We start from the raw sequence: 22,341 nt of genomic DNA, 5'->3' as shown, positions 1-22,341 counted from the left end.
TTCATAGCGTGCGCGGGACCCTCAGCCGACGGAGTCCTGCCACCATCCCAGCACCTCATCGGCCACCCCCGGAGCCGCCACCAGTAACGCGTCGACGGGCAGAGCGGCACCTTCACCGTGCCGGTCCAGCACCACGGCCCCGGCCTCGATGGCCAGCGCGACCGAGCCGGCGACGTCCCATTCGCGGTAGCTGTGCAGTACCGCGGCGGCCGCGTGGCCCAGCGCGACCTGCGCGATCGACAGCGCGGCCGAGCCCAGCACCCGCACGCCGGCGTGCGCGGCGGCGGCGCGTTCGATGAAGTCGCCCATGCCCGGCCAGACGCCTTTGCGTGTGAGTTCCGTGCACACGATCGCCCCGGCCGTCCCGTGGCGGTCGGTCAGCGTGATCGGCTTGCCGTTCGCGCGGGCGCCGCGGCCGCGGGCGGCGGCGTAGATCTGCGCGCGGTACGGGTCGGCGACCACGCCCACCACCGGGCCGGACGCGTCGATCAGCGCGAGGCTGTAGGCGCACCAGGGGACCCCGGCGACGTAGTTCGCGGTGCCGTCGACCGGGTCGACCACCCAGCGGTATTCGGCGACGTCGGCACCGTGGTCGGCGCCGAACTCCCCGCCGACGACGGGGATGCCGGGGAATTCCGCGGTCAGCACGCGGCGGGTGTGGCGTTCGAGGATCCGGTCGGTGTCGGTGACCCAGTCGAAGGGTGAGTCCTTGAGGTCGGGGTACGCGCCGCGTCCGGCGGTCGCGGTGATCACGTCGGTCGCGTCGTTGGCCAGCCGTCCGGCCACTTCGAGCGCCCTCGACAGCAACCCGGGCTCGACGGGCTGAGGCGGCCTTGACGACAGAAGGGTCATGCCTGCCTAGTGTGGCCGAAACTGGTTTCCGGAACACGACCTTGAGATGACATGTCGGCTCGAGTATCCGCCGCGACTGTTCCGTTGCTGTTGGCGTGGGTGTCACAACCGGATGCGACAGTGAGGCCGTGCGAGTCGCGATAGTCACGGAAAGTTTCCTGCCCCAGGTGAACGGCGTGACCAACTCCGTGCTCCGCGTCGTGGAACACCTCCGCGACCGTGCGCACGACGTGCTGATCATCGCCCCCGGGCCGGGTCCCGAGGAGTACCTCGGTGCCCCGGTCGTGCGCATTCCCGCCCTCGACTTCCCCGGTGTGAACTCCCTTCCGGTCGGCGTGCCGACCCGCGCAGTGCTGACCGCGCTGGCCGATTTCGGCCCGGACGTGGTGCATCTGGCGTCGCCGTTCGTGGTCGGCGCCCGCGGGCTCGCCGCGGCCAGACGCCTGCGGGTGCCGTGCGTCGCGGTCTACCAGACCGACATCGCCGGTTTCGCCGCCGCGTACGGCTTCGGCCTCGCCGCCCGCGCGGCCTGGCGCTGGGTACGCCGTCTGCATTCGCGGGCGGACCGCACGCTCGCGCCGTCGTCGGATTCGGTGGAACAGCTGAAGCTGCACGGCATCCCGCGGGTGCACCGCTGGGCGCGGGGCGTCGACATCGAGCGTTTCTCGCCGGTGCACGCCGATCCCGCGTTGCGCGCACGGCTCGCCCCGAACGGTGAACTGCTGGTCGGTTTCGTCGGCAGGCTCGCGCCCGAGAAGGAGGTCCAGCGGCTCACCGCGCTCGCCGGGATCGACGGGATCCGCGTGGTCGTCGTCGGCGACGGGCCGGAGTTGCCGATGCTCCGCGAGCGGATCCCGGGGGCCGCGTTCCTCGGCGCGCGGTACGGCGACGAGCTTTCCGCCGCCTACGCGAGCCTCGACGTGTTCGTCCACACAGGACCGCACGAGACGTTCTGCCAGGCCATCCAGGAGGCTATGGCGTCCGGCCTGCCGGTGCTCGCGCCGAATGCGGGCGGCCCGAAGGACCTGGTCCTGCCCGGCCGTACCGGCTTCCTGCTGCCCGCCGACCGGGCCGAATTCGCGACGGCGCTGGTGGACAAGGTGAACGACCTTCGGGACGACGCCTTGCGCGCCAGGCTGGGGGAGAAGGCGCGCAAGGTCGTGCTGGGCCGGACCTGGCCCGCCGTCTGCCAGGAACTGGTCGGCCATTACGAAGCCGTACAGGGCAAGATCGCCCGCGCCGCCTGATCAAAGGCACAGGAATGCTCTCTGTATCTGGCTGATCACCCCAAGATCATTTGTATCACTTTTGTACAACCGGCATTCATCGTCCCCTCAGCCATCGAGCGAGAGGACGGCACGTGAGGTTCGAAGTACTGGGGACGTTCAGCATCTCTTCCGGTCCGCGGTCGGTCCCGCTACGCGGCCGGATGAGAAGAACACTGCTCGGAGTACTACTGGTCCGGGCGAACACCTTCGTCCCCGTCGACGTGCTCACCGAGGCCTTGTGGGAGAGCCGGTGGGAGCCGCGGGCGGTGCCCAAGCTGCACTGGCACGTCCACAAGCTGCGGCAGGCCCTGCCCGAGGGCGAGCGGCTCGGGTTCGACAACGGCGGCTACCGGCTGGAGGTCCACCCCGGCGAGCTCGACGTCGAGACCTTCGAGACGCTCGGAAGCCAGGCACTGAAGTCGTCGGATCCCGCGCTGCGCGCTTCCCTGATCCGGCAGGCGCTCGCCCACTGGCAGGGCGCGCCGTACGAGGGCTTGGACGTCCCGCTGTTGTCCGACGAGACGATGCGGCTCTCGGAGCACCGGCTGGTCCTGCTCGAAGAGCTCTACCAGGCGGAACTGGCCCTCGGGCGGCACGCGAGCGCGGCCGTCGAACTGGCGGATCTGGTGCGGCGGCATCCGCTGCGTCAGCGCGCCCAGTACCTCCTGATGGACGCTCTCTGGCGGGCCGGGCGCACGTCCGACGCGCTGGCCGCGTACCGGCGAGCTCGCCGGGTCTCGATCGGTCAGCTCGGTCTCGAACCCGGTCCCGAGCTGCGGTTCCTGGAGCGGCGGATCCTTTCGGGCGAGGCCGCCGGGACCGGTGCGCACCGATCCCCGGAACTCCTTCACCCGGCCAGATAAACGCTACGGGAGCCACTTTGCTCCCGCTTGGCCGAAGGTCCGTGAAGGCCTCCTTGAGGGACTCAGAGTCCCTCAAGGAGGCCTTCACGGAAAGTCCCTCAGGGGCCGCGAAGTAGTGTTCGGGGTATGTCCCGAGCGAGTCTTGACAAGGATCCGCACGAAGTCGCCGCCATGTTCGACGACGTCGCGGACGGCTACGACCGCGCGAATTCGTTCATGACCTTCGGCTTCGACCGCCGCTGGCGCACCACCACCGCGCGGGTGCTGGACGCCAAACGCGGCGAAAAGGTGCTGGACCTCGCCGCCGGCACGGGTGTGTCCACCGTCGAATACGCGCGCAACGGCGCCTGGTGTCTCGCCGCGGACTTCTCGGTCGGCATGCTCAAGGCGGGCAAACACCGCGGCGTCCCGATGGTGGCCGCCGACGCGCTGAAGCTCCCCTTCGCCGATGAAAGCTTCGACGCGGTGACGATCTCGCTCGCGTTGCGGAACTTCGTCGACACCAAGGCCGCGCTCACCGAGATCGCGCGCGTGGTCAAACCGGGCGGCCGTCTGGTGATCTGCGAAGTGTCGACGCCCACATTCCCGCCGATCCGGTTCCTGCACCGGACGTTCATCGCGAAGCTGCTCACCTGGGTCGGCAGCCGGACCTCCTCGAACCCCGAGGCCTACTCCTACCTGGCCGAATCCATGCTGGCGTGGCCGGATCAGCGCACGCTGGGGGAGATCATCGCGAGCGCCGGGTGGACCGAGGTGGAGTGGCTGAACCTCACGTTCGGCGTCGTCGCCATCCACCGCGCGAAAAAGCCATCCGTAAACTCACGCGCATGACCACCCGTCGCAACGCAGACCACGACGCCGAAGTCATCGTCGTCGGTGCCGGACCGGCCGGCTCCACCGCCGCCACGTACCTCGCCCGCGCGGGCGTCGACGTGCTGCTGCTGGAGAAGACCGAGTTCCCGCGCGAGAAGGTGTGCGGCGACGGCCTGACCCCGCGCGGCGTCAAGCAGCTCATCGACCTCGGCATCGACACCAGCGAGGACGCGGGCTGGGTGCACAGCCGCGGTCTGCGGATCCTCACCGGCGAGCTGACCCTCGAACTCGACTGGCCGGACCTGACGAGCTACCCGCCCTACGGCGTTTCCCGTACCCGCCAGGACTTCGACGACCTGCTCGCGAAGACCGCGGTCACGGCCGGCGCGCGGCTGTACGAGCGCACCACCGTCACCGGTGCGATCACCAGCCCGACCGGTCGAGTGATCGGCGTCGAGGCGAAGGTCGGCCCGGAGAAGACGCCGGTGAGCTACCGCGCTCCGCTGGTCCTGGCCTGCGACGGCGTCTCCGCGCGGCTCGCGCTGAGCGTCGGCATCCAGAAGAACGAGAAGCGCCCGATGGGCGTCGCGGTCCGTCAGTACTACAAGAGCCCGCGCCACGACGACCCGTTCATCGAGGGCCACCTCGAACTGTGGGACCGCTCCGACCCGCGCGACCCGAAGCTGCTGCCCGGCTACGGCTGGGCGTTCCCGCTCGGCGACGGCACGGTGAACGTCGGGCTCGGCATGCTGTCGACGTCGGCGGCGTTCCGCAGCACCGACTACCGCGCGCTGCTGCGCCAGTGGCTCGACGGAACCCCCGAGGAATGGGGCTACCGCGAGGAGAACGCCATCGGCAAGGTCGGCGGCGCCGGTCTCCCGATGGGCTTCAACCGCACCCCGCACTACCGCGACGGCCTGCTGCTGCTCGGTGACTCGGGCGGCATGGTCAGCCCGTTCAACGGTGAGGGCATCTCGGCGGCGATGGAGTCCGCGCAGCTGGCCTCCGAGTTCGTCGTCCAGGCGCTGGCGCGGCGTGAGGGCCCGTCGCGTGAGCGGGCGCTCGAGGGCTACCCGCGCGCCGTCGCGGAGATGATGGGCGGCTACTACCGCCTGGGCAACGTCTTCGCGAAGCTGATCGGGAAGCCCAAGATCATGCACGTCGCGACGAAGTACGGGTTGCGGGTCAACGCGCTCCTTCCGCTGGTCTACAAGGGACTCTCGGGTTGCTACGACGCGAAGGGCGGCGACGGCGTCGATCGCCTCATCGCCGCACTCGCCAGGGCCACGCCCTCACCTCGCTGACAGAAGTACGTGAAGGCCCCCTTTCTTACGCCAGACGCAAGGAAGGGGGCCTTCACGTGCTTGGGAACAGTGCTTTCGGTCACAGGACAGCACCGGACATTCGGGGCACCCGAGTCGATCTTCGGAGCGACGTCGCAGGTCACCGGTACCGCGCGCCCGAAGAAACCGTACTGGCCGTGCGGCCAAGTTAGGGCAGCCTTATAGCACGGGGCCTAGGGACAAGAATGTGAGTCACGTCCTACACTCCCCCCATGCTTTGTGAATCCCTTCACATCCTCGACGAGAGGCTTGTGAACTATTTCACAAGCAAGGGGGCCGTCATGCACGGCCCGTAAGGGTTGCCTAACCCTCGGCGGTGTGACCCAGGTGACTTAGGGTGCCGACCGAGGGAAGCGGTGAACCCCGACTCGAAAACCGCAGCGGCGCGGAAAGGATGGCGAAAACCCCGTGCTGATGTTGCCCGTGCTGACCCAGGCAGGCACCCCTTCGGTGCCCAACCTGGATATGTACCTCCCCCTGGTCCTCTTGTTCGTCCTCGCACTCGGATTCGCGGTGCTGTCGGTCCTGCTGGGCCCGCTCGTCGGCCCGAGCCGCCCCAACAAGGCGAAGACCGCGGCCTACGAATGCGGTATCGAACCGTCGCCGCAGCCGGTCGTCGGCGGCGGCCGGATGCCGGTCGCGTACTACATCACCGCGATGCTGTTCATCCTGTTCGACATCGAGATGGTCTTCCTCTACCCGTTCGCGGTCTCCGCGGACGCGCTGGGCATGTTCGGCCTGGTGGAGATCGTGCTGTTCATCGCGACGGTCGGTTTCGCGTACGCCTACGTATGGCGTCGCGGCGGCCTGGATTGGAACTAGAGACGCATGGGCCTCGAAGAAAAACTCCCCAACGGCATCCTTCTCGCCAGTCTTGAAGGCCTGGTCAACTGGGCGCGCAAGAACTCGATGTGGCCTGCCACCTTCGGTCTTGCCTGCTGCGCGATCGAGATGATGACCGTCGGCGGCTCCCGCTACGACATCGCCCGGTTCGGCATGGAGCGCTTCAGCGCGACGCCGCGCCAGGCGGATCTGATGATCGTCGCCGGCCGCGTCACGCAGAAGATGGCGCCGGTGCTCCGCCAGATCTACGACCAGATGGCCGAGCCCAAGTGGGTCCTCGCGATGGGCGTCTGCGCCTCGTCGGGCGGGATGTTCAACAACTACGCCGTGGTGCAGGGCGTCGACCACATCGTCCCGGTCGACATGTACCTCCCCGGCTGCCCGCCGCGCCCCGAAATGCTGCTCGACGCGATCCTGAAGCTGCACGCCAAGATCCAGGACGAGCCGATCAACGCCCGCCGGGCCGCGATCCGCGCCGCCAGCGGTGAGCGCACCGAGCTGATCGCCTCCTCGATCAAGTACGCGAAGAAGTGAGCGACGTGCCTGACGACAACGCAGAAACCCCCGAAACCCCGGAGACCGGCGGCGAGCAGTCCAGCGCCGACCGGCCCGAAGGCGGCCTCGAGCCCCAAGGCGCCCGCCCGGCCGAACCGGTCGTCACCGGTAAAGAGCGCCAGGGCATGTTCGGCGTGCACGGCACCGGCGACACCTCCGGCTACGGCGGCGTCCGTCTCCCCGCGTACAGCCCGCCCCCGGCGGAGCGCCCGTACGGCGGCTGGTTCGACGAGTTCGCCGACGAGTTCTACGCCGCCTTGGCGGACAACAAGGTTCCGTCCGACGCGATCCTGCAGACCACGGTCGACCGCGGCGAGATCACCTTCTACGTCGCCCGCGAGCACCTCGTCGAGATCGCGCGGACGCTGCGCGACGACACCGGTCTCCGCTTCGAGCTGCTCAGCTCGCTGTCCGGCGTGGACTACGGCGTGGACGTCCCGCAGCGGCTGCACTCGGTCTACCACTTCACGTCGATGACCTACCGCCGTCGCATCCGGCTGGAAGTCACCCTCGACATCGAGGACCCGCATGTCCCGTCGCTGGTCGGGCTCTACCCGACGGCCGACTGGCAGGAGCGGGAGACCTGGGACATGTTCGGCATCGTCTACGACGGACACCCGGCCCTGACCCGCATCCTCATGCCGGACGACTGGGACGGCCACCCCCAGCGCAAGGACTACCCGCTCGGCGGGATCCCGGTCGAATACAAGGGCGCGGAGATCCCGCCGCCGGACCAGCGGAGGTCGTACTCGTGACTGTCAACGAAGAAACCACCGAAGTCCCCGAAGCCGACTCCCGCGACACCACCGAAGGTCGCGTCTACACCGTTTCCGGCGGTGACTGGGAAGACGTCATCGAGGACTCGCGCCACGACGAGCGCATGGTCATCAACATGGGCCCGCAGCACCCGTCGACGCACGGCGTGCTCCGGCTCGTGCTGGAGATGGAGGGCGAGACCGTCACCCAGCTCCGCTCGGTCATCGGCTACCTGCACACCGGGATCGAGAAGAACTGCGAGTACCGCACGTGGACCCAGGGCGTCACCTTCGTGACGCGCATGGACTACCTCGCGCCGCTCTCCACCGAGCTCGCCTACTGCCTCGCGGTCGAGAAGCTGCTCGGCATCCAGGCGCCGCGCCGCGCCGAACTGCTGCGCGTGATGCTGCTGGAGATCAACCGCATCGGTTCGCACCTGGTCTACATCGCCACCGGCGGGATGGAACTCGGCGCCACCACGGCGATGACGCTCGGTTTCCGTGAGCGTGAAGAGGTTCTGCACCTGCTGGAGCACCTCACCGGCCTCCGGATGAACCACGCGTTCATCCGTCCCGGCGGGCTCGCGCAGGACATGCCCGACGACTACCAAGAGGTCGTCAGCGCGTTCGTCAAGACGATGGACGAGCGGCTTCCCTTGTACGACAAGCTCTTCACCGGTCAGCCGATCTGGCGCAACCGGCTCAAGGGCGTCGGCTACCTGCCGGTGGACGCGTGCCTCGCGCTCGGCGTCACCGGTCCGGTGCTGCGCAGCGCCGGTCTCCCGTGGGACCTGCGCAAGACCGAGCCGTACTCCCGCTACGACGAGTTCGAGTTCGACATCCCGACCTCGACCGACGCGGACTGCTGGGCGCGGTACCTGATCCGCGTCGAGGAGATGCACCAGAGCCTGCGGATCATCAAGCAGTGCCTGAAGAAGCTCGAGCCGGGCCCGGTCATGGTCGAGGACAAGAAGGTCGCCTGGCCGGCGCAGCTCTCGCTCGGCAGTGACGGCATGGGCAACTCGCTCGAGCACGTCCGCAAGATCATGGGCCAGTCGATGGAATCGCTGATCCACCACTTCAAGCTGGTCACCGAGGGCTTCAAGGTCCCGGCGGGCCAGGCGTACTCGACGGTGGAGTCGCCGCGCGGCGAACTCGGCGCGCACCTCGTGTCCGACGGCGGCACCAGGCCGCTGCGGGTCCACGTCCGCGAACCGAGTTTCATCAACCTGCAGTCGATGCCTGCCATGGCCGAAGGCGGTCTGGTGGCGGACGTCATCGCCGCCGTCGCCTCGATCGACCCCGTCATGGGGGGAGTGGACCGTTGAGCAACCAGCCCGAAAAGACGCCGACACCCGAACCGGGCAACCGTCAGGCGGAGCAGACCCACGTCGCCGCCGGCGGTGATGTCGACGTCATCGCGATCTCGCCGGATCCCGCCCTCGCGGCAGGGATCCTGGAGAACGCGAAGCCCGAAGACATCTTCGACGCCGACACGCATGCCAAGGCGCAGAACCTGATCTCGCGCTACCCGCAGTCGCGCTCGGCGCTGCTGCCGATGCTGCACCTGGTGCAGTCGGTGCAGGGTCACGTGAGCCAGGAAGGCATCGCCTTCTGTGCCGCGCAGCTCGACCTGTCCGACGCCGAGGTCACCGCGGTCGCGACGTTCTACACCATGTACAAGCGCCGCCCGTGCGGCGAGCACCTGGTGAGCGTCTGCACCAACACGCTGTGCGCGGCCATGGGCGGCGACGCGATCTACAAGAAGCTCCAGACGCACCTCGGTTCCGAGGAGAAGCCGCTGGGGCACAACGAGACCGCGGGTACGCCGAACGAGCAGGGCTCGATCACCCTCGAACACGCCGAATGCCTCGCGGCCTGCGACCTCGCCCCGGTCATCCAGGTCAACTACGAGTTCTTCGACAACCAGACCGAGGACAAGGCCGTCGCGCTGGTCGACGCGTTGCAGGCGGGCAAGAAGCCCGCCCCGACGCGCGGCGCGCCGCTGACCAGCTTCAAGGGCGCCGAACTGCAGCTCGCCGGGTTCTTCCCGGAGGACGCGCAGCAGTACCGCACGGACGTCGACGGTCCTTCGCAGGCCGTCGAAACCCTGCGGGGCGCGCAGGTCGCGCAGGACCGCGGCTGGACCGCGCCCGCCATGAAGGACGTAGCGCTTCCTACTGTTAACACAGGGGAGAAGAAGTAATGGCAGACCCCATCACTCCGGTCCTCACGAAGCGCTGGCTTTCGCCCAACTCCTGGACGATCCAGTCCTACGAAGCCCTCGAGGGCTACACCGCGATCCGCAAGGCGCTCAAGGGCACTCCCGAGCAGATCGTGCAGCTGGTCAAGGACTCCGGCCTCCGCGGCCGTGGCGGCGCGGGCTTCCCGGCGGGCATCAAGTGGTCCTTCATGCCCCCGAACGAGGACAAGCCGCACTACCTCGTCATCAACGCAGACGAGGGCGAGCCGGGTACCTGCAAGGACATCCCGCTGATGATGGCGGACCCGCACTCGCTCATCGAGGGCTGCATCATCGCCTCGTACGCGATGCGTTCCCACCACTGCTTCATCTACGTCCGCGGTGAGGCGCTGCACTGCATCCGCCGTCTCAACGCGGCCGTGCGCGAGGCGTACGAAGCGGGCTACCTCGGCCCGAACATCCTCGACTCCGGATTCGGCCTCGACATCACCGTGCACGCGGGCGCCGGGGCATACATCTGCGGTGAGGAGACGGCGCTGCTCGACTCGCTGGAAGGCCGTCGTGGCCAGCCGCGGCTCAAGCCGCCGTTCCCGGCCGCCGCGGGTCTCTACGCCGCGCCGACCACGGTCAACAACGTCGAGACCATCGCGAGCGCGCCGTACATCATCAACGGCGGCTCGGACTGGTTCCGCCAGATGGGCCGCGAGAAGTCGCCCGGTCCGAAGATCTACTCGATCTCCGGCCACGTCGAGAAGCCCGGCCAGTACGAGTGCCCGCTCGGCACCACGCTGCGCGAGCTGCTCGACATGGCGGGCGGCATGAAGGACGGCGTCCCGCTGAAGTTCTGGACGCCGGGTGGCTCGTCCACACCGATGTTCACCGCCGAGCACCTCGATGTTCCGCTGGACTTCGAAGGCGCGGCGGAAGCCGGGTCGATGCTGGGCACGACGGCCGTGCAGGTCTTCAACGAGACCGTTTCCGTGCCGTGGGCCGTGATGAAGTGGACGCAGTTCTACGAGCACGAGTCCTGTGGCAAGTGCACGCCGTGCCGCGAGGGCACCTACTGGCTGGCGCAGATCCTGGAGCGCATGGTGGCGGGCAACGGCACCGAGGAAGACATCGACACGTTGCTCGACGTCTGCGACAACATCCTCGGCCGCTCGTTCTGCGCGCTCGGCGACGGCGCGGTTTCGCCGATCCAGAGCGGGATCAAGTACTTCCGGGATGAATTCCTGGCTTTGTGTCAGGCAAACAAGCGCGAATTGGTGGGGGCGCAGGCATGACGATCGCACCCGACAAGCCCGAAACGGCGGCGGAAGAGACTCCGGTGCCCGAGGGTCACGTCAAGCTGGTCATCGACGGTGAAGAGGTCATCGCGCCCAAGGGCGAGCTGCTGATCCGCGCCGCCGAGCGGCTCGGCACGGTCATCCCGCGCTTCTGCGACCACCCGCTGCTCGACCCGGCGGGCGCCTGCCGCCAGTGCCTGGTCGAGGTCGAAATGGGCGGCCGTCCGATGCCGAAGCCGCAGGCCTCGTGCACGATGACGGTCGCCGACGGCATGGTCGTGAAGACCCAGCTGACCTCGGCCGTGGCGGACAAGGCCCAGCAGGGTGTGATGGAGCTGCTGCTCATCAACCACCCGCTGGACTGCCCGATCTGCGACAAGGGCGGCGAATGCCCGCTGCAGAACCAGGCGCTGGAGCACGGCCGCACGGAATCCCGGTTCGTCGACACGAAGCGGACGTTCGCGAAGCCGCTGCCGATCTCCTCGCAGGTGCTGCTGGACCGGGAGCGCTGCGTGCTCTGCCAGCGCTGCACCCGGTTCTCCCGCGAGATCGCCGGTGACCCGTTCATCGAGCTGCTCGAACGCGGTGTCCACCAGCAGATCGGTACGGCCGAGACGGCCGACGTCCTGGACCTGGCCTCGCGGACCACCTCGGGGGACCCGTTCCAGTCGTACTTCTCCGGCAACGTCATCCAGATCTGCCCGGTCGGCGCGCTGACGTCGGCCGCGTACCGGTTCCGTTCGCGGCCGTTCGACCTGGTTTCGGCGCCGAGCGTGTGCGAGCACTGCTCGTCCGGCTGCGCCGAGCGGACCGACTTCCGCCGCGGCAAGGTCACCCGCAAGCTCGCGGGCGACGACCCCGAGGTCAACGAAGAGTGGATCTGCGACAAGGGCCGGTTCGCCTTCCGCTACGCCACCGCCGAAGACCGCATCCGCCGTCCGCTGGTCCGCAACGCCGACGGCGTGCTGGAAGAGGCTTCCTGGACCGACGCGCTGCGCGCGGCCGCGGCCGGTCTCGCCGAGGCGCGTGACGGCAAGGGTGCCGCGGTGCTGACCGGTGGCCGCCTGACCGTCGAGGACGCCTACGCGTACTCGAAGTTCGCGCGGATCGCCTTGGGCACCAACGACATCGACTTCCGGGCCCGCCCGCATTCGGCCGAGGAACTCAGCTTCCTCGCCGCGCACGTGGTCGGGACGACGCCGGAAAGCGGCGTGACGTTCGGCGAGATCGAGCGGGCGCGCACGGTGCTGTGCGTGGCGTTCGAGCCCGAGGACGAGGCGCCGATCGTGTTCCTGCGGCTGCGCAAGGCGGCCCGCAAGAACCGCACCCGCGTCGTCCACTTGGGACAGTGGACCACTTCGTCGGTCCGCAAGACCTTCGGTGAGCTGCTGGCGTGCGCGCCGGGCAGCGAAGCCGCCGCGATCGACGGCATCGCGCAGCACGCGAAGGACGTCGACGAGGCACTCCTCGCCGAGGGCGCGGTGATCCTGGTCGGCGAACGTGCCGCCGAGGTCCCCGGCCTGTTCTCGGCCCTGCACCGGCTGGTGGAGCGCACCGGAGCCCGGCTCGCGTGGATCCCGCGTCGTGCGGGTGAACGCGGTGCCCTGGCGGCCGGCGCGGCGCCGACGCTGCTGCCGGGTGGCCGTCCGGTCACCGACGCCGCGGCTCGCACCGAGGTCGAAAAAGCTTGGGGCGTCACGCTTCCCGCCGCTGCCGGTCGTGACACCACCGCGATCCTCAAGGCCGCTTCCGGTCAGGACATCGACGGCCTGCTCGTCGGTGGCGTCGACCCGGACGACCTGCCGGACCCGGACCTGGCCCGGCGCGCGCTGGAGAACGTGAAGTTCGTGGTGAGCCTCGAACTGCGGCACAGCGCGGTCACCGAGCACGCGGACGTCGTCCTCCCGATCGCCCCGGCGGTCGAGAAGGCGGGCACCTACCTGAACTGGGAAGGCCGCCGCCGCGAGTTCGCCGTCACCCTCGAAGGCACCGGCACCCTGCCGGACTGCCGGGTGCTCGACACCCTCGCCGTCGAGATGGACGCGGACATCTTCACGCAGACCCCGGCCGCTGCCGCTGCCGACCTCGCGAAGCTCCCGTCCGGTGCTATGAACGACTCGTTACTCGCAAATTTCGCAAGTAACGAGTCGTTCATAGCGCGTCCCGAGCCCACCAACGGCAAGGTCCTGCTCGCCACCTGGCGCCAGCTGCTCGACAACGGTTCGCTTCAGGACGACGAGCCGCATCTCAAGGGCACCCGGCGCGACGTCGTCGCCAGGCTTTCGGCGAAGACCGCCGAGGGGTTGGGCAAGACCGTGAAGGTCTCCACCGAACGCGGTTCCATCACGCTGCCGGTCGAGATCACCGACCTGCCGGACGGCGTCGTGTGGCTCCCGGGCAACTCCGACGGCTCCGCCGTCCGCGCGGCGCTGGCCGCGGGACACGGTTCGCCCGTCAACCTCACCGGAGGTGAGAAGTGACTCCGTTGCTCAGTCAGATGCCGGACGCCGCCGAGCGCGCCGCGCTGCTGGCGGACGACCCGTTGTGGCTGGTCCTGATCAAGACGGTCGTCATCCTGCTGATCGGCCCGATCCTGACGATCTTCCTGATCGTGTGGGAGCGCAAGGCCGTCGGCCGGATGCAGAACCGTCCCGGCCCCAACCGGGTCGGGCCCGGCGGCTACCTGCAGTCCCTGGCGGACGCGATCAAGCTGCCGTTCAAGGAACAGATCATCCCGGACACCGCCGACCGCAAGGTGTACTTCCTCGCCCCGGTCATCTCGGCGGTGCCGGCGCTGATCGCGCTGGCGGCGATCCCGTTCGGCCCGGTGGTGTCGATCTTCGGTGAGCGGACCACGCTCCAGCTGGTCGACCTCCCGGTCGGCGTGCTGGTGATCCTGGCCTGCTCCTCGATCGGCGTCTACGGCCTAGTGCTGGCCGGCTGGTCCTCCGGTTCGCCGTATCCGCTGCTCGGCGGGCTCCGCTCGGCCGCGCAGGTGATCTCCTACGAGATCGCGATGGGTCTGTCCATCGTGGGCGTGATCCTCTACGCGGGTTCGATGTCGACCTCGCAGATCGTCGAGTCGCAGCAGAGCGGCTGGTACTTCTACCTGCTGCTGCCGAGCTTCGTGATCTACCTGATCTCCATGGTCGGTGAGACCAACCGTGCGCCGTTCGACCTCCCCGAGGCCGAATCCGAGCTCGTCGGCGGTTTCCACACCGAGTACAGCTCGATGAAGTTCGCGATGTTCTTCCTCGCCGAGTACGTCAACATGGTGATCGTTTCGGCGTTCGCGACGACGTTGTTCCTCGGTGGCTGGAAGTTCCCGTTCGTCGGCGCCGACCACGCGCTCAATCAGGGCTGGCTCCCGCTGCTCTGGTTCACCGCCAAGCTGTTCATCCTGCTGTTCGGCTTCATCTGGCTGCGCGGCACGCTGCCGCGGCTGCGGTACGACCAGTTCATGCGGCTGGGCTGGAAGGTCCTGGTTCCGGTCAACCTGGTCTGGATCGTGGTGATCGTCTCGGTCCGCGCGGTCAAGAACTCGGGCGGGCTGAGCACGCCGCAGATCCTGATCGGCGGCGGCGCGCTCATTCTCGTCGTCGTCATCCTGAGCCTGCTGCTGCCGGACAAGAAGGTGCCGGACGACGACTACGTCCCGGTCACCGGCGGCGGTTTCCCGGTGCCGCCGCTCGACCTGCAGGTCCCGGATCAAACCCCGCGCCAAAAGGCCCTCGCGAAGGCCGAAGCCCGGGCTGCCAAGCGCAAGCCCGCGGCGGTTTCCAGTGGAAGGGAGGCCGGCGATGGGGATGTTTGATCCCATCAAGGGTTTCGGTGTCACCTTCGGGATGATGTTCAAGAAGGTCGCCACCGAGGAGTACCCGGAGGCAGGCGCCCCCGCCGCTCCGCGTTACCACGGCAGGCACCAGCTCAACCGGCATCCGGACGGGCTGGAGAAGTGCGTCGGCTGCGAGCTGTGCGCGTGGGCCTGCCCGGCGGACGCGATCTTCGTCGAAGGCGGCGACAACACCGAAGAGGCACGCTTCTCGCCTGGTGAGCGTTACGGCGCCGACTACCAGATCAACTACCTGCGCTGCATCGGCTGCGGGTTGTGCGTCGAGGCCTGCCCGACCCGGTCCCTGACGATGATCAACTTCTACGAGCTGGCCGACGACGACCGGCAGAAGCTGATCTACACCAAGGAAGACCTCCTCGCGCCGCTGCTGTCTGGCATGGAGCAGCCGCCGCACCCGATGCGGCTGGGCGAGAACGAGCAGGACTACTACGTCAACGGCCCCGAACTGGCGCGGCAGCAGCCCTCTGGCGCCACTGACGCAACGGAGGCCGTCAAGTGATCACGGCTTTCCTCGCCCAGGCGGACGTTTCGGCCGGGATCACCACCGGCGAGACCATCGCCTTCTGGGTACTCGGCCCACTCTCGCTGCTCGGCGGGCTCGGCATGATCTTCTCCCGCAACGCCGTGCACTCGGCGTTGTGGCTGGTCGTGACCATGCTCTGCCTCGGTGCGCTGTACATGATCCAGCAGGCGCCGTTCCTCGGCTTCACGCAGATCATCGTCTACACCGGCGCGATCATGATGCTGTTCCTGTTCGTGCTGATGATGGTCGGCCGGGAGAGTTCGGACTCGGTCGTCGAAGTGCTGCGCGGCCAGCGGGTCATGGCGACCCTGCTCGGCATCGGCGTCGGCGGGCTGCTCGCGGCGGGTCTCGCCCGCGCGATGGCCAACGTCACCCCGGCGCTGCCGCTCGACCCGGCGAACGTCGACGGCGGCGGCCCCGGTGGCCTGGGACGGCTCATCTTCACCAAGTACCTGTTCCCGTTCGAGCTCACCTCGGCGCTGCTGATCACCGCCGCGCTCGGCGCGATGGTGCTCGCGTTCACCGACCGGCACGCCAAGGGCGGCAAGAAGTCGCAGAAGGAACTCGTCGTCGACCGGTTCACCGGAAAGCACGCCCGGCCTTCACCGCTGCCCGGCCCGGGTGTCTTCGCGACCGCCAACTCGGTCGCCACCCCGGCGCTGCTGCCCGACGGTTCGATCGCCCCGGAGTCGCTGTCCGACCTCATCGAGTCGACCTCGGCCGCGCGTTTCGACAACGAGCGCAAGCAGGTCGCCGGAACCGAAGACGTCTCGGACGCGCACGCGCTCGTAGGTAAGAAAGAAGGGGACGAGGAATGACCCCGACGTACTACCTGCTCCTGTCCGCGCTGCTGTTCACCATCGGCGCTGTCGGGGTTCTGGTGCGCCGCAACGCGATCGTCGTGTTCATGTGCATCGAGCTGATGCTGAACGCCGCGAACCTGTCCCTGGTCACGTTCGCCCGGATCAACGGCGGGCTCGACGGCCAGGTGATGGCGTTCTTCGTGATGGTCGTCGCCGCCGCGGAGGTCGTGGTGGGGCTGGCGATCATCATGGCGATCTTCCGCACCCGGCGCTCGGCCTCGGTCGACGACACCAACCTGCTGAAGTACTAGGGAGCACCGAGAGTGACCGCATCATCGTGGCTGCTGGTGGCCTTCCCGGCTCTTGGCGCCCTTATTCTTCTGCTGGCCGGTAAACGCGCCAGGGGCTGGGGACATCTCCTCGGCAGCGCGACCGTCTCACTGTCCTTTGTGTACGGCCTGATCCTCTTCTTCACGGCCGACACCAAGAACATCGCGGACGTCAAGCTGTTCTCGTGGATCCCGGTCTCGGCGCTGCAGGTCGACTTCGGGCTCCGGATCGACGCGCTGTCGCTGACGTTCGTCCTGCTGATCACCGGCGTCGGCATGCTGATCCACTTCTACTCGATCGGCTACATGGCCGAGGACCGCGATCGGTCGAGGTTCTTCGCGTACCTCAACCTGTTCGTCGCCTCGATGCTGATCCTGGTGCTGGGCAACAGCTTCGTGACGCTGTACCTCGGCTGGGAAGGTGTCGGCCTCGCGTCCTACCTGCTCATCGGCTGGTACCAGGACCGCCCGTCCGCCGCCACCGCGGCGAAGAAGGCGTTCCTGATGAACCGCGTCGGTGACGTCGGGCTCGCGCTGGCGATCTTCCTGATGTTCAAGTACGTCGGGAGCACCGGTTACGCCGAGGTCTTCGGCGCGATCGACAAGATCCCGACCGGCGCCATCACCGCGATCGCGATCCTGCTGCTGCTGGGAGCTTGCGGTAAGTCCGGCCAGTTCCCGTTGCAGGCCTGGCTTCCGGACGCGATGGAGGGCCCGACCCCGGTGTCGGCGCTCATCCACGCGGCGACGATGGTCACCGCCGGCGTCTACCTGGTCGCCCGCGCGCACGAGATCTTCAACGCCACCCCGGACGGCCGCTTGATCGTCACCCTGGTCGGCACGGTCACACTGCTGATCGGGTGCATCATCGGCTGCGCCTACGACGACATCAAGAAGGTCCTGGCCTACTCCACGGTCAGCCAGATCGGCTACATGATGCTCGCCGTCGGCCTCGGGCCGATCGCCTACGCGCTCGGCATCATGCACCTGGTGGCGCACGGTTTCTTCAAGGCCGGGCTGTTCCTCGGGGCCGGTTCGGTCATGCACGCCATGAACGACGAGGTCGACATGCGGAAGTACGGCGGGCTGCGCAAGCACATGCCGGTCACCTTCTGGACCTTCGCGCTCGGCTACCTGGCGCTGATCGGCATCCCGCCGCTTTCCGGCTTCTTCACCAAGGACGCGATCATCGAAGCCGCGCTGAGCCAGGGCGGCTGGCGTGGCTGGGTGATGGGCGGTGCCGCACTGCTCGGCGCCGGCCTCACCGCGTTCTACATGACGCGCCTGATGGTGATGACCTTCTTCGGCAAGGAACGCTGGAAGGAGATCAAGAGCAGCGACGGCCGCGACTTCCACCCGCACGAGTCTCCCGCGGTGATGAAGTGGCCGATGATCATCCTGGCCGTCGGTTCGATCGGCGCCGGTGCGTTCTTCGCCCTCGGCGACCGGTTCGCCGAATGGCTTTCGCCGGTGGTCGGTCCACTGCAGGAGGGTGGCCACAGCGTCATCCCGCACCTGCTGGTCCCGTTCCTCACCGTGGCGCTGTCCCTGCTGGGTGCGCTCGCGGCGTGGCTTTTCGTCGGCCGTAAGGACGTTCCGGTGGAACGGCCCGAGCGGGTCTCGGTCGTGGTCAAGGCCGCGCGCAACGACCTCTACGGCAACACCCTGAACGAGACGCTGGTCGGCCGCCCGGGCACCTGGCTCGCCCGCGCGCTGGTCTACGTGGACAACCGTGGGGTCGACGGCGCGGTCAACGGCCTCGCCGCCGCGCTCGGTGGCGGATCCGGGCGCCTGCGCCGCCTGCAGACCGGCTTCGTCCGCTCGTACGCACTGTCCATGCTGGGCGGCACATTCCTGCTTCTGGCGGCACTTCTGCTGGTGAGGTTCTCCTGATGACTTGGCTCCTGGCAACCATCCTGGTGCCGCTGGTAGGTGCAGCGGTCGTCGCGGGGATGAAGAAGAACGACAGGCTGGCGACGCTCACCGCGCTCGGGGTGTCGATCCTGACCTTCCTGCTGGTGATCCCGCTGTGGGCGAGCTACGTGCCTTCCGGTGACCGGATCCAGCAGAAGTCCTCAATGGACTGGATCCCGAACTTCGGCGTCCACATCTCGTTCGGCATCGACGGCATCGCGCTGGTGATGATCGCGGTCATCGCGCTGCTGGTGCCGATCGTGGTCGGCTCGCTCGGCCTGACCGACAAGCTCCCGGCCGGGCGCACGGCGGGCGGGTACCTCTCGCTGATCCTGGTGCAGCAGTCGCTGACCATCGCGGTGTTCGCCGCGACCGACGTCTTCCTGTTCTACGTGCTCTTCGAGATCATGCTGATCCCGATGTACTTCCTCATCGGCGGCTACGGCGGCGCGAACCGCCAGTACGCGGCGGTGAAGTTCTTCCTGTACTCGTTCCTCGGCGGCCTGATCATGCTGGCCTCGGCCATCGGGGCGTACTCGATGGCGTCGGACGAACTCGGCAAGGGCACCTTCGACTGGGAAACGCTCGTCACGGTCGTCCGCGACGCTCCGACGGGCACCCAGATCTGGCTGTTCCTCGGGTTCTTCCTCGCCTTCGCGATCAAGGCCCCGCTGGTGCCGTTCCACACCTGGCTACCGGACGCCGCGGGCCAAGCGCCCATCGGCGTCGCGGTGCTGCTGGTCGGTGTGCTGGACAAGGTCGGCACGTTCGGCTTCCTGCGCTACTGCCTTCCGATGTTCCCGGAGGCCAGCAAGGAACTCGCACCGTGGGTGCTGGTGCTCGCCGTCGCGGGTGTCCTTTATGGATCGATCCTCGCGGCCGGGCAGCGCGACATGAAGCGGTTCATCGCCTACGTGTCGATCGCCCACTTCGGCTTCATCGCGCTGGGCATCTTCACCTTCAACGAGCAGGCCATGGTCGGCTCGGTCTCGTACATGCTCAACCACAGCCTCGCCACCGGGATGCTGATCGTGGTGGTCGGGCTCATCGTGATGCGCGGCGGGTCCACCAAGATCTCCGACTACGGCGGCATGGCGAAGGTGACCCCGCTGCTCGGCGGGATGTTGCTCATCGCCGGTCTTTCCACTTTGTCCCTGCCCGGCACGAACTCCTTCATCAGTGAGTTCCTGGTGCTGCTGGGGTCCTTTGTGGACTACCCGGTCTACACGATCATCGCGACGGTCGGCATGGTGCTGGCCGCGGCGTACGTGCTCTGGCTCTACCAGCGCGTCATGCAGGGCCCCGTCCGGGGCGACGCCCTGATCGGCGCCGGTGGCGGCCCCGGTACCGCGATCGCGCCCGAACTCGGGGCGACCAAAGCCATCAAGGACCTCGGCGGCAAGGAGATCGCGATCCTGGCGCCGATGGTCGTGCTGATCATCGCGCTCGGGTTCTATCCCAAGCCGGTGCTCGACACGATCACCCCGTCGGTGCAGGCGACGATGTCGTCCGTACAGGGAGGCAAGTAAACCGTGCTCTTTCTGACTCAGGCGCCGGCGGTGCAGATTCCGTCGATCGACTACTTCGCCGTCACGCCGATCCTGATCATCCTGGGTGCGGCATGCGTCAGCGTGCTGTTCGAAGCCTTCCTGCCCAAGCACATGCGGTGGCCGTCGCAGGTCTTCCTGTCCCTGCTCGGGATCGGGGCGGCCGGCGTCTTCCTGGTCTGGTACGCGAGTTCGTCCGCGCCGAAGAGCGGCGTCACGACCTTCAGCGGCGCGATCGCCGTCGACCGCCCGTCGCTGTTCCTCTGGGGCACGCTGCTGGCGCTGGCGCTGGGCGCGGTGCTGCTGATCGCGGACCGCTCGGTCGAACCGGGCGGCGCGTTCGTCGCGCAGGCCGGTATCCGTCCCGGCACGCTGCAGGACCGCGCGCAGGTCGGCACCACCGGTATGCAGACCGAGGTCTTCCCGCTGACGCTGTTCGCGCTCGGCGGCATGATGTCGTTCGTCGCGGCCAACGATCTGCTGACCATGTTCATCGCCCTCGAAGTGCTGAGCCTGCCGCTGTACCTGATGTGCGGTCTCGCGCGACGTCGTCGCCTGCTCTCGCAGGAATCCGCGGTCAAGTACTTCCTGCTCGGCGCGTTCTCGTCGGCGTTCTTCCTCTACGGCCTCGCGCTGCTCTACGGCTACGCGAACTCCGTGAAGCTGTCCGACATCGCGAACGCCGCCGCCGGGTCCGACCGCTCGGACACGCTGCTGTTCGCCGGTCTCGGGCTGCTCGCGGTCGGCCTGCTGTTCAAGGGTTCGGTCGGTCCGTTCCACACCTGGACCCCGGACGTCTACCAGGGCGCGCCGACCCCGGTCACCGCGTTCATGGCCGCCTGCACCAAGGTCGCCGCGTTCGGCGGGATCCTGCGGGTGTTCTCGGTGGCGTTCGAGTCGACCAGCTGGGAATGGCGCGGTGTCCTCTGGGGCGTCGCGATCATCTCGATGCTGATCGGCGCGGTGCTGGGCCTGACACAGACCGACGTCAAGCGCATGATCGCCTACTCGTCCATCGCGCACGCCGGGTTCCTGCTCGTGGGTGCGATCGCGATGACCGAGGAGGGCCTCTCGGGCACGTTGTTCTACCTGCTGGCCTACGGCTTCACCACGCTCGCCGCGTTCGGTGTGGTTTCGCTGGTGCGTGACGGCAACGGCGAGGCGACGCACCTGTCCGCGTGGGCGGGGCTGGCGAAACGGTCGCCGGTGCTGGCCGCGGTGTTCACCTTCCTGTTGCTCGCGCTGGCCGGTATCCCGCTGACCAGCGGGTTCGTCGGCAAGTTCGTGGTGTTCTCGGCGGCTCTCTCCGACGGGATGGCGCCGCTGGTCGTCATCGCGCTGGTGTTCAGCGCCGTCGCCGCGTTCTTCTACCTGCGGGTGATCGTGCTGATGTACTTCTCCGAACCGGCCCCGGACGGCCCGACCGTCACCGTGCCCGGCGCGTTCACCACCACCGCGATCACGATCGGCGTCCTCGTCACGCTGGTGCTCGGACTGATCCCGGCGTTCGCCCTGGACTGGGCTGCCTCCGGCGGTTTCGCGATCAAGTAGCGCTCTCGTGAGTGGTGATGACGGTTAGAACCGTCATTACCACTCACGAGGAGTGCCTTGCCGGGGCGCACCTGGCAGGTTGCTCGCCATGCCGAAGCCGAAGCCCACACCCCAGGCTCGGGGCCTCGCCGAGGGACTCCGGGACGCGCGGAGGGCCAGCAGACTGGCGATGACGGAGGTGGCGGACAAACTGGCTTGGTCACAGTCGACGATCAGCCGGATCGAAACCGGGGCGCGCGCCGCGTCCGGCGAAGAGGTGTCCGCACTGCTCGCGGTCTATCAGGTCACCGGCGAGCAGCGACACGTACTGATCGAGATGGCGCGCGACGCCGACCGGCCCAACTGGCTCGAGACCCGCTACGCGGACGTGCCCTGGCAGGCGAAAACCCTTGCGCGGTACGAACTCGACGCGACCAGGATCATCGAGTCCTGCACCGCGCTGCTGCCCGTCCTGCTCCAGACCCCTTCCTACGCGCGGGCCGCGCTGGTCACGGCCGGCGTACCCGCCGCCGAAATCGAAGCGCGGCTGGAGCTGCGCCGGGACCGCCAGAAGGTGCTGGACGGGAAGAAGTCACCGAACCTGATCGCCTACCTCGATGAGGGAGTTCTGCGACGGCGGATCGGCGGTCCGCGGGTCATGGCGAACCAGCTTCGGCAACTGGTCTCGATGGCGCAGCGGCCGGCCGTCGAACTCCGGGTCATCCCCTTCGACGCCGGCGTTCATCTCGGCGCTTATGTCCTGCTCGACTTCCCGGACGGCAGGCCGGTCGTGCGGCTGGAACACCGGCGTTCCGGCCTGTTCCTGCATCAGCCCATCGACGTCGAGCCCTATCTCCAGGCGGTGGCGAACTCGCACGCGGTGGCGCTCGACCAGGCGCGCTCGATGCGCTTGATCGAGAAGCTGATGTCGCCTGCCTAGCGCAAGGCAGCGAAACCACGCGTTTAGTCCTCTAATTGTGAATCACCCGGCGGTGTTATTTACGCTGATTCTCAGCTATCTAAAAGTACGAACACATGTTCGATAAATACGCGGTATCATG

General features: G+C 67.9%; 20 protein-coding genes. 19 read left to right on the top strand and 1 reads right to left on the bottom strand.

Annotation, left to right across the window (positions count from 1 at the left end; genetic code table 11):
• Positions 1-21: 21 nt before the first annotated feature.
• Positions 22-852, bottom strand: coding sequence for an inositol monophosphatase family protein (locus tag ACLJRL_RS14975; RefSeq protein ID WP_410656726.1), 831 nt, complete (start codon positions 850-852; stop codon positions 22-24).
• A 176-nt stretch (positions 853-1,028) separates the two neighbouring features.
• On the opposite strand from ACLJRL_RS14975, the gene ACLJRL_RS14970 reads away from it, so the two are divergent.
• The 19 genes from ACLJRL_RS14970 to ACLJRL_RS14880 all read left to right on the top strand — a co-directional run bounded on the left by ACLJRL_RS14970 (position 1,029) and on the right by ACLJRL_RS14880 (position 22,220).
• The gene (locus ACLJRL_RS14970; protein ID WP_410656725.1) at positions 1,029-2,099 is read left to right on the top strand and encodes a glycosyltransferase family 4 protein; all 1,071 of its coding nucleotides are present in this window, start codon (positions 1,029-1,031) and stop codon (positions 2,097-2,099) included.
• Positions 2,100-2,212: 113 nt separating this feature from the next.
• Complete coding sequence (locus ACLJRL_RS14965; RefSeq protein ID WP_410656724.1) at positions 2,213-2,983, top strand: AfsR/SARP family transcriptional regulator; 771 nt, start codon at positions 2,213-2,215, stop codon at positions 2,981-2,983.
• Between the two features lie 126 nt (positions 2,984-3,109).
• The gene (locus ACLJRL_RS14960) at positions 3,110-3,814 is read left to right on the top strand and encodes a demethylmenaquinone methyltransferase (protein WP_410656723.1); all 705 of its coding nucleotides are present in this window, start codon (positions 3,110-3,112) and stop codon (positions 3,812-3,814) included.
• Complete coding sequence (locus ACLJRL_RS14955; protein ID WP_410656722.1) at positions 3,811-5,100, top strand: geranylgeranyl reductase family protein; 1,290 nt, start codon at positions 3,811-3,813, stop codon at positions 5,098-5,100. Before ACLJRL_RS14960 ends, ACLJRL_RS14955 begins: the two co-directional genes overlap by 4 nt.
• Positions 5,101-5,553: 453 nt before the next feature.
• On the top strand, positions 5,554-5,961 hold the full coding sequence (locus tag ACLJRL_RS14950) for an NADH-quinone oxidoreductase subunit A (protein ID WP_410656931.1): 408 nt from the start codon (positions 5,554-5,556) through the stop codon (positions 5,959-5,961).
• A gap of 6 nt (positions 5,962-5,967) precedes the next feature.
• On the top strand, positions 5,968-6,516 hold the full coding sequence (locus ACLJRL_RS14945) for a NuoB/complex I 20 kDa subunit family protein (protein ID WP_005151847.1): 549 nt from the start codon (positions 5,968-5,970) through the stop codon (positions 6,514-6,516).
• Between the two features lie 5 nt (positions 6,517-6,521).
• The gene (locus ACLJRL_RS14940) at positions 6,522-7,292 is read left to right on the top strand and encodes an NADH-quinone oxidoreductase subunit C (protein ID WP_410656721.1); all 771 of its coding nucleotides are present in this window, start codon (positions 6,522-6,524) and stop codon (positions 7,290-7,292) included.
• A complete protein-coding gene (locus tag ACLJRL_RS14935) occupies positions 7,289-8,620 on the top strand; it encodes an NADH-quinone oxidoreductase subunit D (RefSeq protein ID WP_410656720.1) in 1,332 nt (443 codons plus the stop codon). The genes ACLJRL_RS14940 and ACLJRL_RS14935 overlap by 4 nt, the downstream gene beginning before the upstream one ends.
• Positions 8,617-9,498, top strand: coding sequence for an NADH-quinone oxidoreductase subunit NuoE (gene nuoE / locus ACLJRL_RS14930; RefSeq protein ID WP_410656719.1), 882 nt, complete (start codon positions 8,617-8,619; stop codon positions 9,496-9,498). The genes ACLJRL_RS14935 and nuoE overlap by 4 nt, the downstream gene beginning before the upstream one ends.
• On the top strand, positions 9,498-10,778 hold the full coding sequence (gene nuoF, locus ACLJRL_RS14925) for an NADH-quinone oxidoreductase subunit NuoF (protein WP_410656718.1): 1,281 nt from the start codon (positions 9,498-9,500) through the stop codon (positions 10,776-10,778). The genes nuoE and nuoF overlap by 1 nt, the downstream gene beginning before the upstream one ends.
• Complete coding sequence (locus ACLJRL_RS14920; RefSeq protein WP_410656717.1) at positions 10,775-13,261, top strand: NADH-quinone oxidoreductase subunit G; 2,487 nt, start codon at positions 10,775-10,777, stop codon at positions 13,259-13,261. Before nuoF ends, ACLJRL_RS14920 begins: the two co-directional genes overlap by 4 nt.
• Positions 13,258-14,595 carry an NADH-quinone oxidoreductase subunit NuoH gene (gene nuoH, locus ACLJRL_RS14915; RefSeq protein WP_410656716.1) on the top strand — a complete coding sequence of 446 codons (1,338 nt, stop codon included), beginning with the start codon at positions 13,258-13,260 and terminating at the stop codon, positions 14,593-14,595. Before ACLJRL_RS14920 ends, nuoH begins: the two co-directional genes overlap by 4 nt.
• A complete protein-coding gene (gene nuoI, locus ACLJRL_RS14910; RefSeq protein WP_410656715.1) occupies positions 14,582-15,133 on the top strand; it encodes an NADH-quinone oxidoreductase subunit NuoI in 552 nt (183 codons plus the stop codon). Before nuoH ends, nuoI begins: the two co-directional genes overlap by 14 nt.
• Positions 15,130-15,975 (top strand): NADH-quinone oxidoreductase subunit J, encoded by an 846-nt coding sequence (locus tag ACLJRL_RS14905; protein ID WP_410656714.1) that lies wholly within the window; start codon positions 15,130-15,132, stop codon positions 15,973-15,975. The genes nuoI and ACLJRL_RS14905 overlap by 4 nt, the downstream gene beginning before the upstream one ends.
• Positions 15,972-16,271 (top strand): NADH-quinone oxidoreductase subunit NuoK, encoded by a 300-nt coding sequence (gene nuoK / locus ACLJRL_RS14900; RefSeq protein WP_101612053.1) that lies wholly within the window; start codon positions 15,972-15,974, stop codon positions 16,269-16,271. Before ACLJRL_RS14905 ends, nuoK begins: the two co-directional genes overlap by 4 nt.
• Before the next feature lie 12 nt (positions 16,272-16,283).
• Entirely contained in the window at positions 16,284-18,182 is a 1,899-nt protein-coding gene (gene nuoL, locus ACLJRL_RS14895) for an NADH-quinone oxidoreductase subunit L (protein ID WP_410656713.1), read from the top strand.
• Complete coding sequence (locus ACLJRL_RS14890; protein WP_410656712.1) at positions 18,182-19,732, top strand: NADH-quinone oxidoreductase subunit M; 1,551 nt, start codon at positions 18,182-18,184, stop codon at positions 19,730-19,732. The genes nuoL and ACLJRL_RS14890 overlap by 1 nt, the downstream gene beginning before the upstream one ends.
• A gap of 3 nt (positions 19,733-19,735) precedes the next feature.
• Entirely contained in the window at positions 19,736-21,301 is a 1,566-nt protein-coding gene (gene nuoN, locus ACLJRL_RS14885; RefSeq protein ID WP_410656711.1) for an NADH-quinone oxidoreductase subunit NuoN, read from the top strand.
• A gap of 88 nt (positions 21,302-21,389) precedes the next feature.
• A complete protein-coding gene (locus tag ACLJRL_RS14880) occupies positions 21,390-22,220 on the top strand; it encodes a helix-turn-helix domain-containing protein (RefSeq protein ID WP_410656710.1) in 831 nt (276 codons plus the stop codon).
• Positions 22,221-22,341 lie beyond the last annotated feature (121 nt).

The sequence above is a fragment of the Amycolatopsis sp. lyj-112 genome, assembly GCF_046549055.1.
In the GTDB taxonomy this organism is placed as follows: domain Bacteria; phylum Actinomycetota; class Actinomycetes; order Mycobacteriales; family Pseudonocardiaceae; genus Amycolatopsis.
The sequence above is the reverse complement of the archived record's forward strand: the minus strand, read 5'-3'. Positions and strand labels throughout refer to the sequence as shown.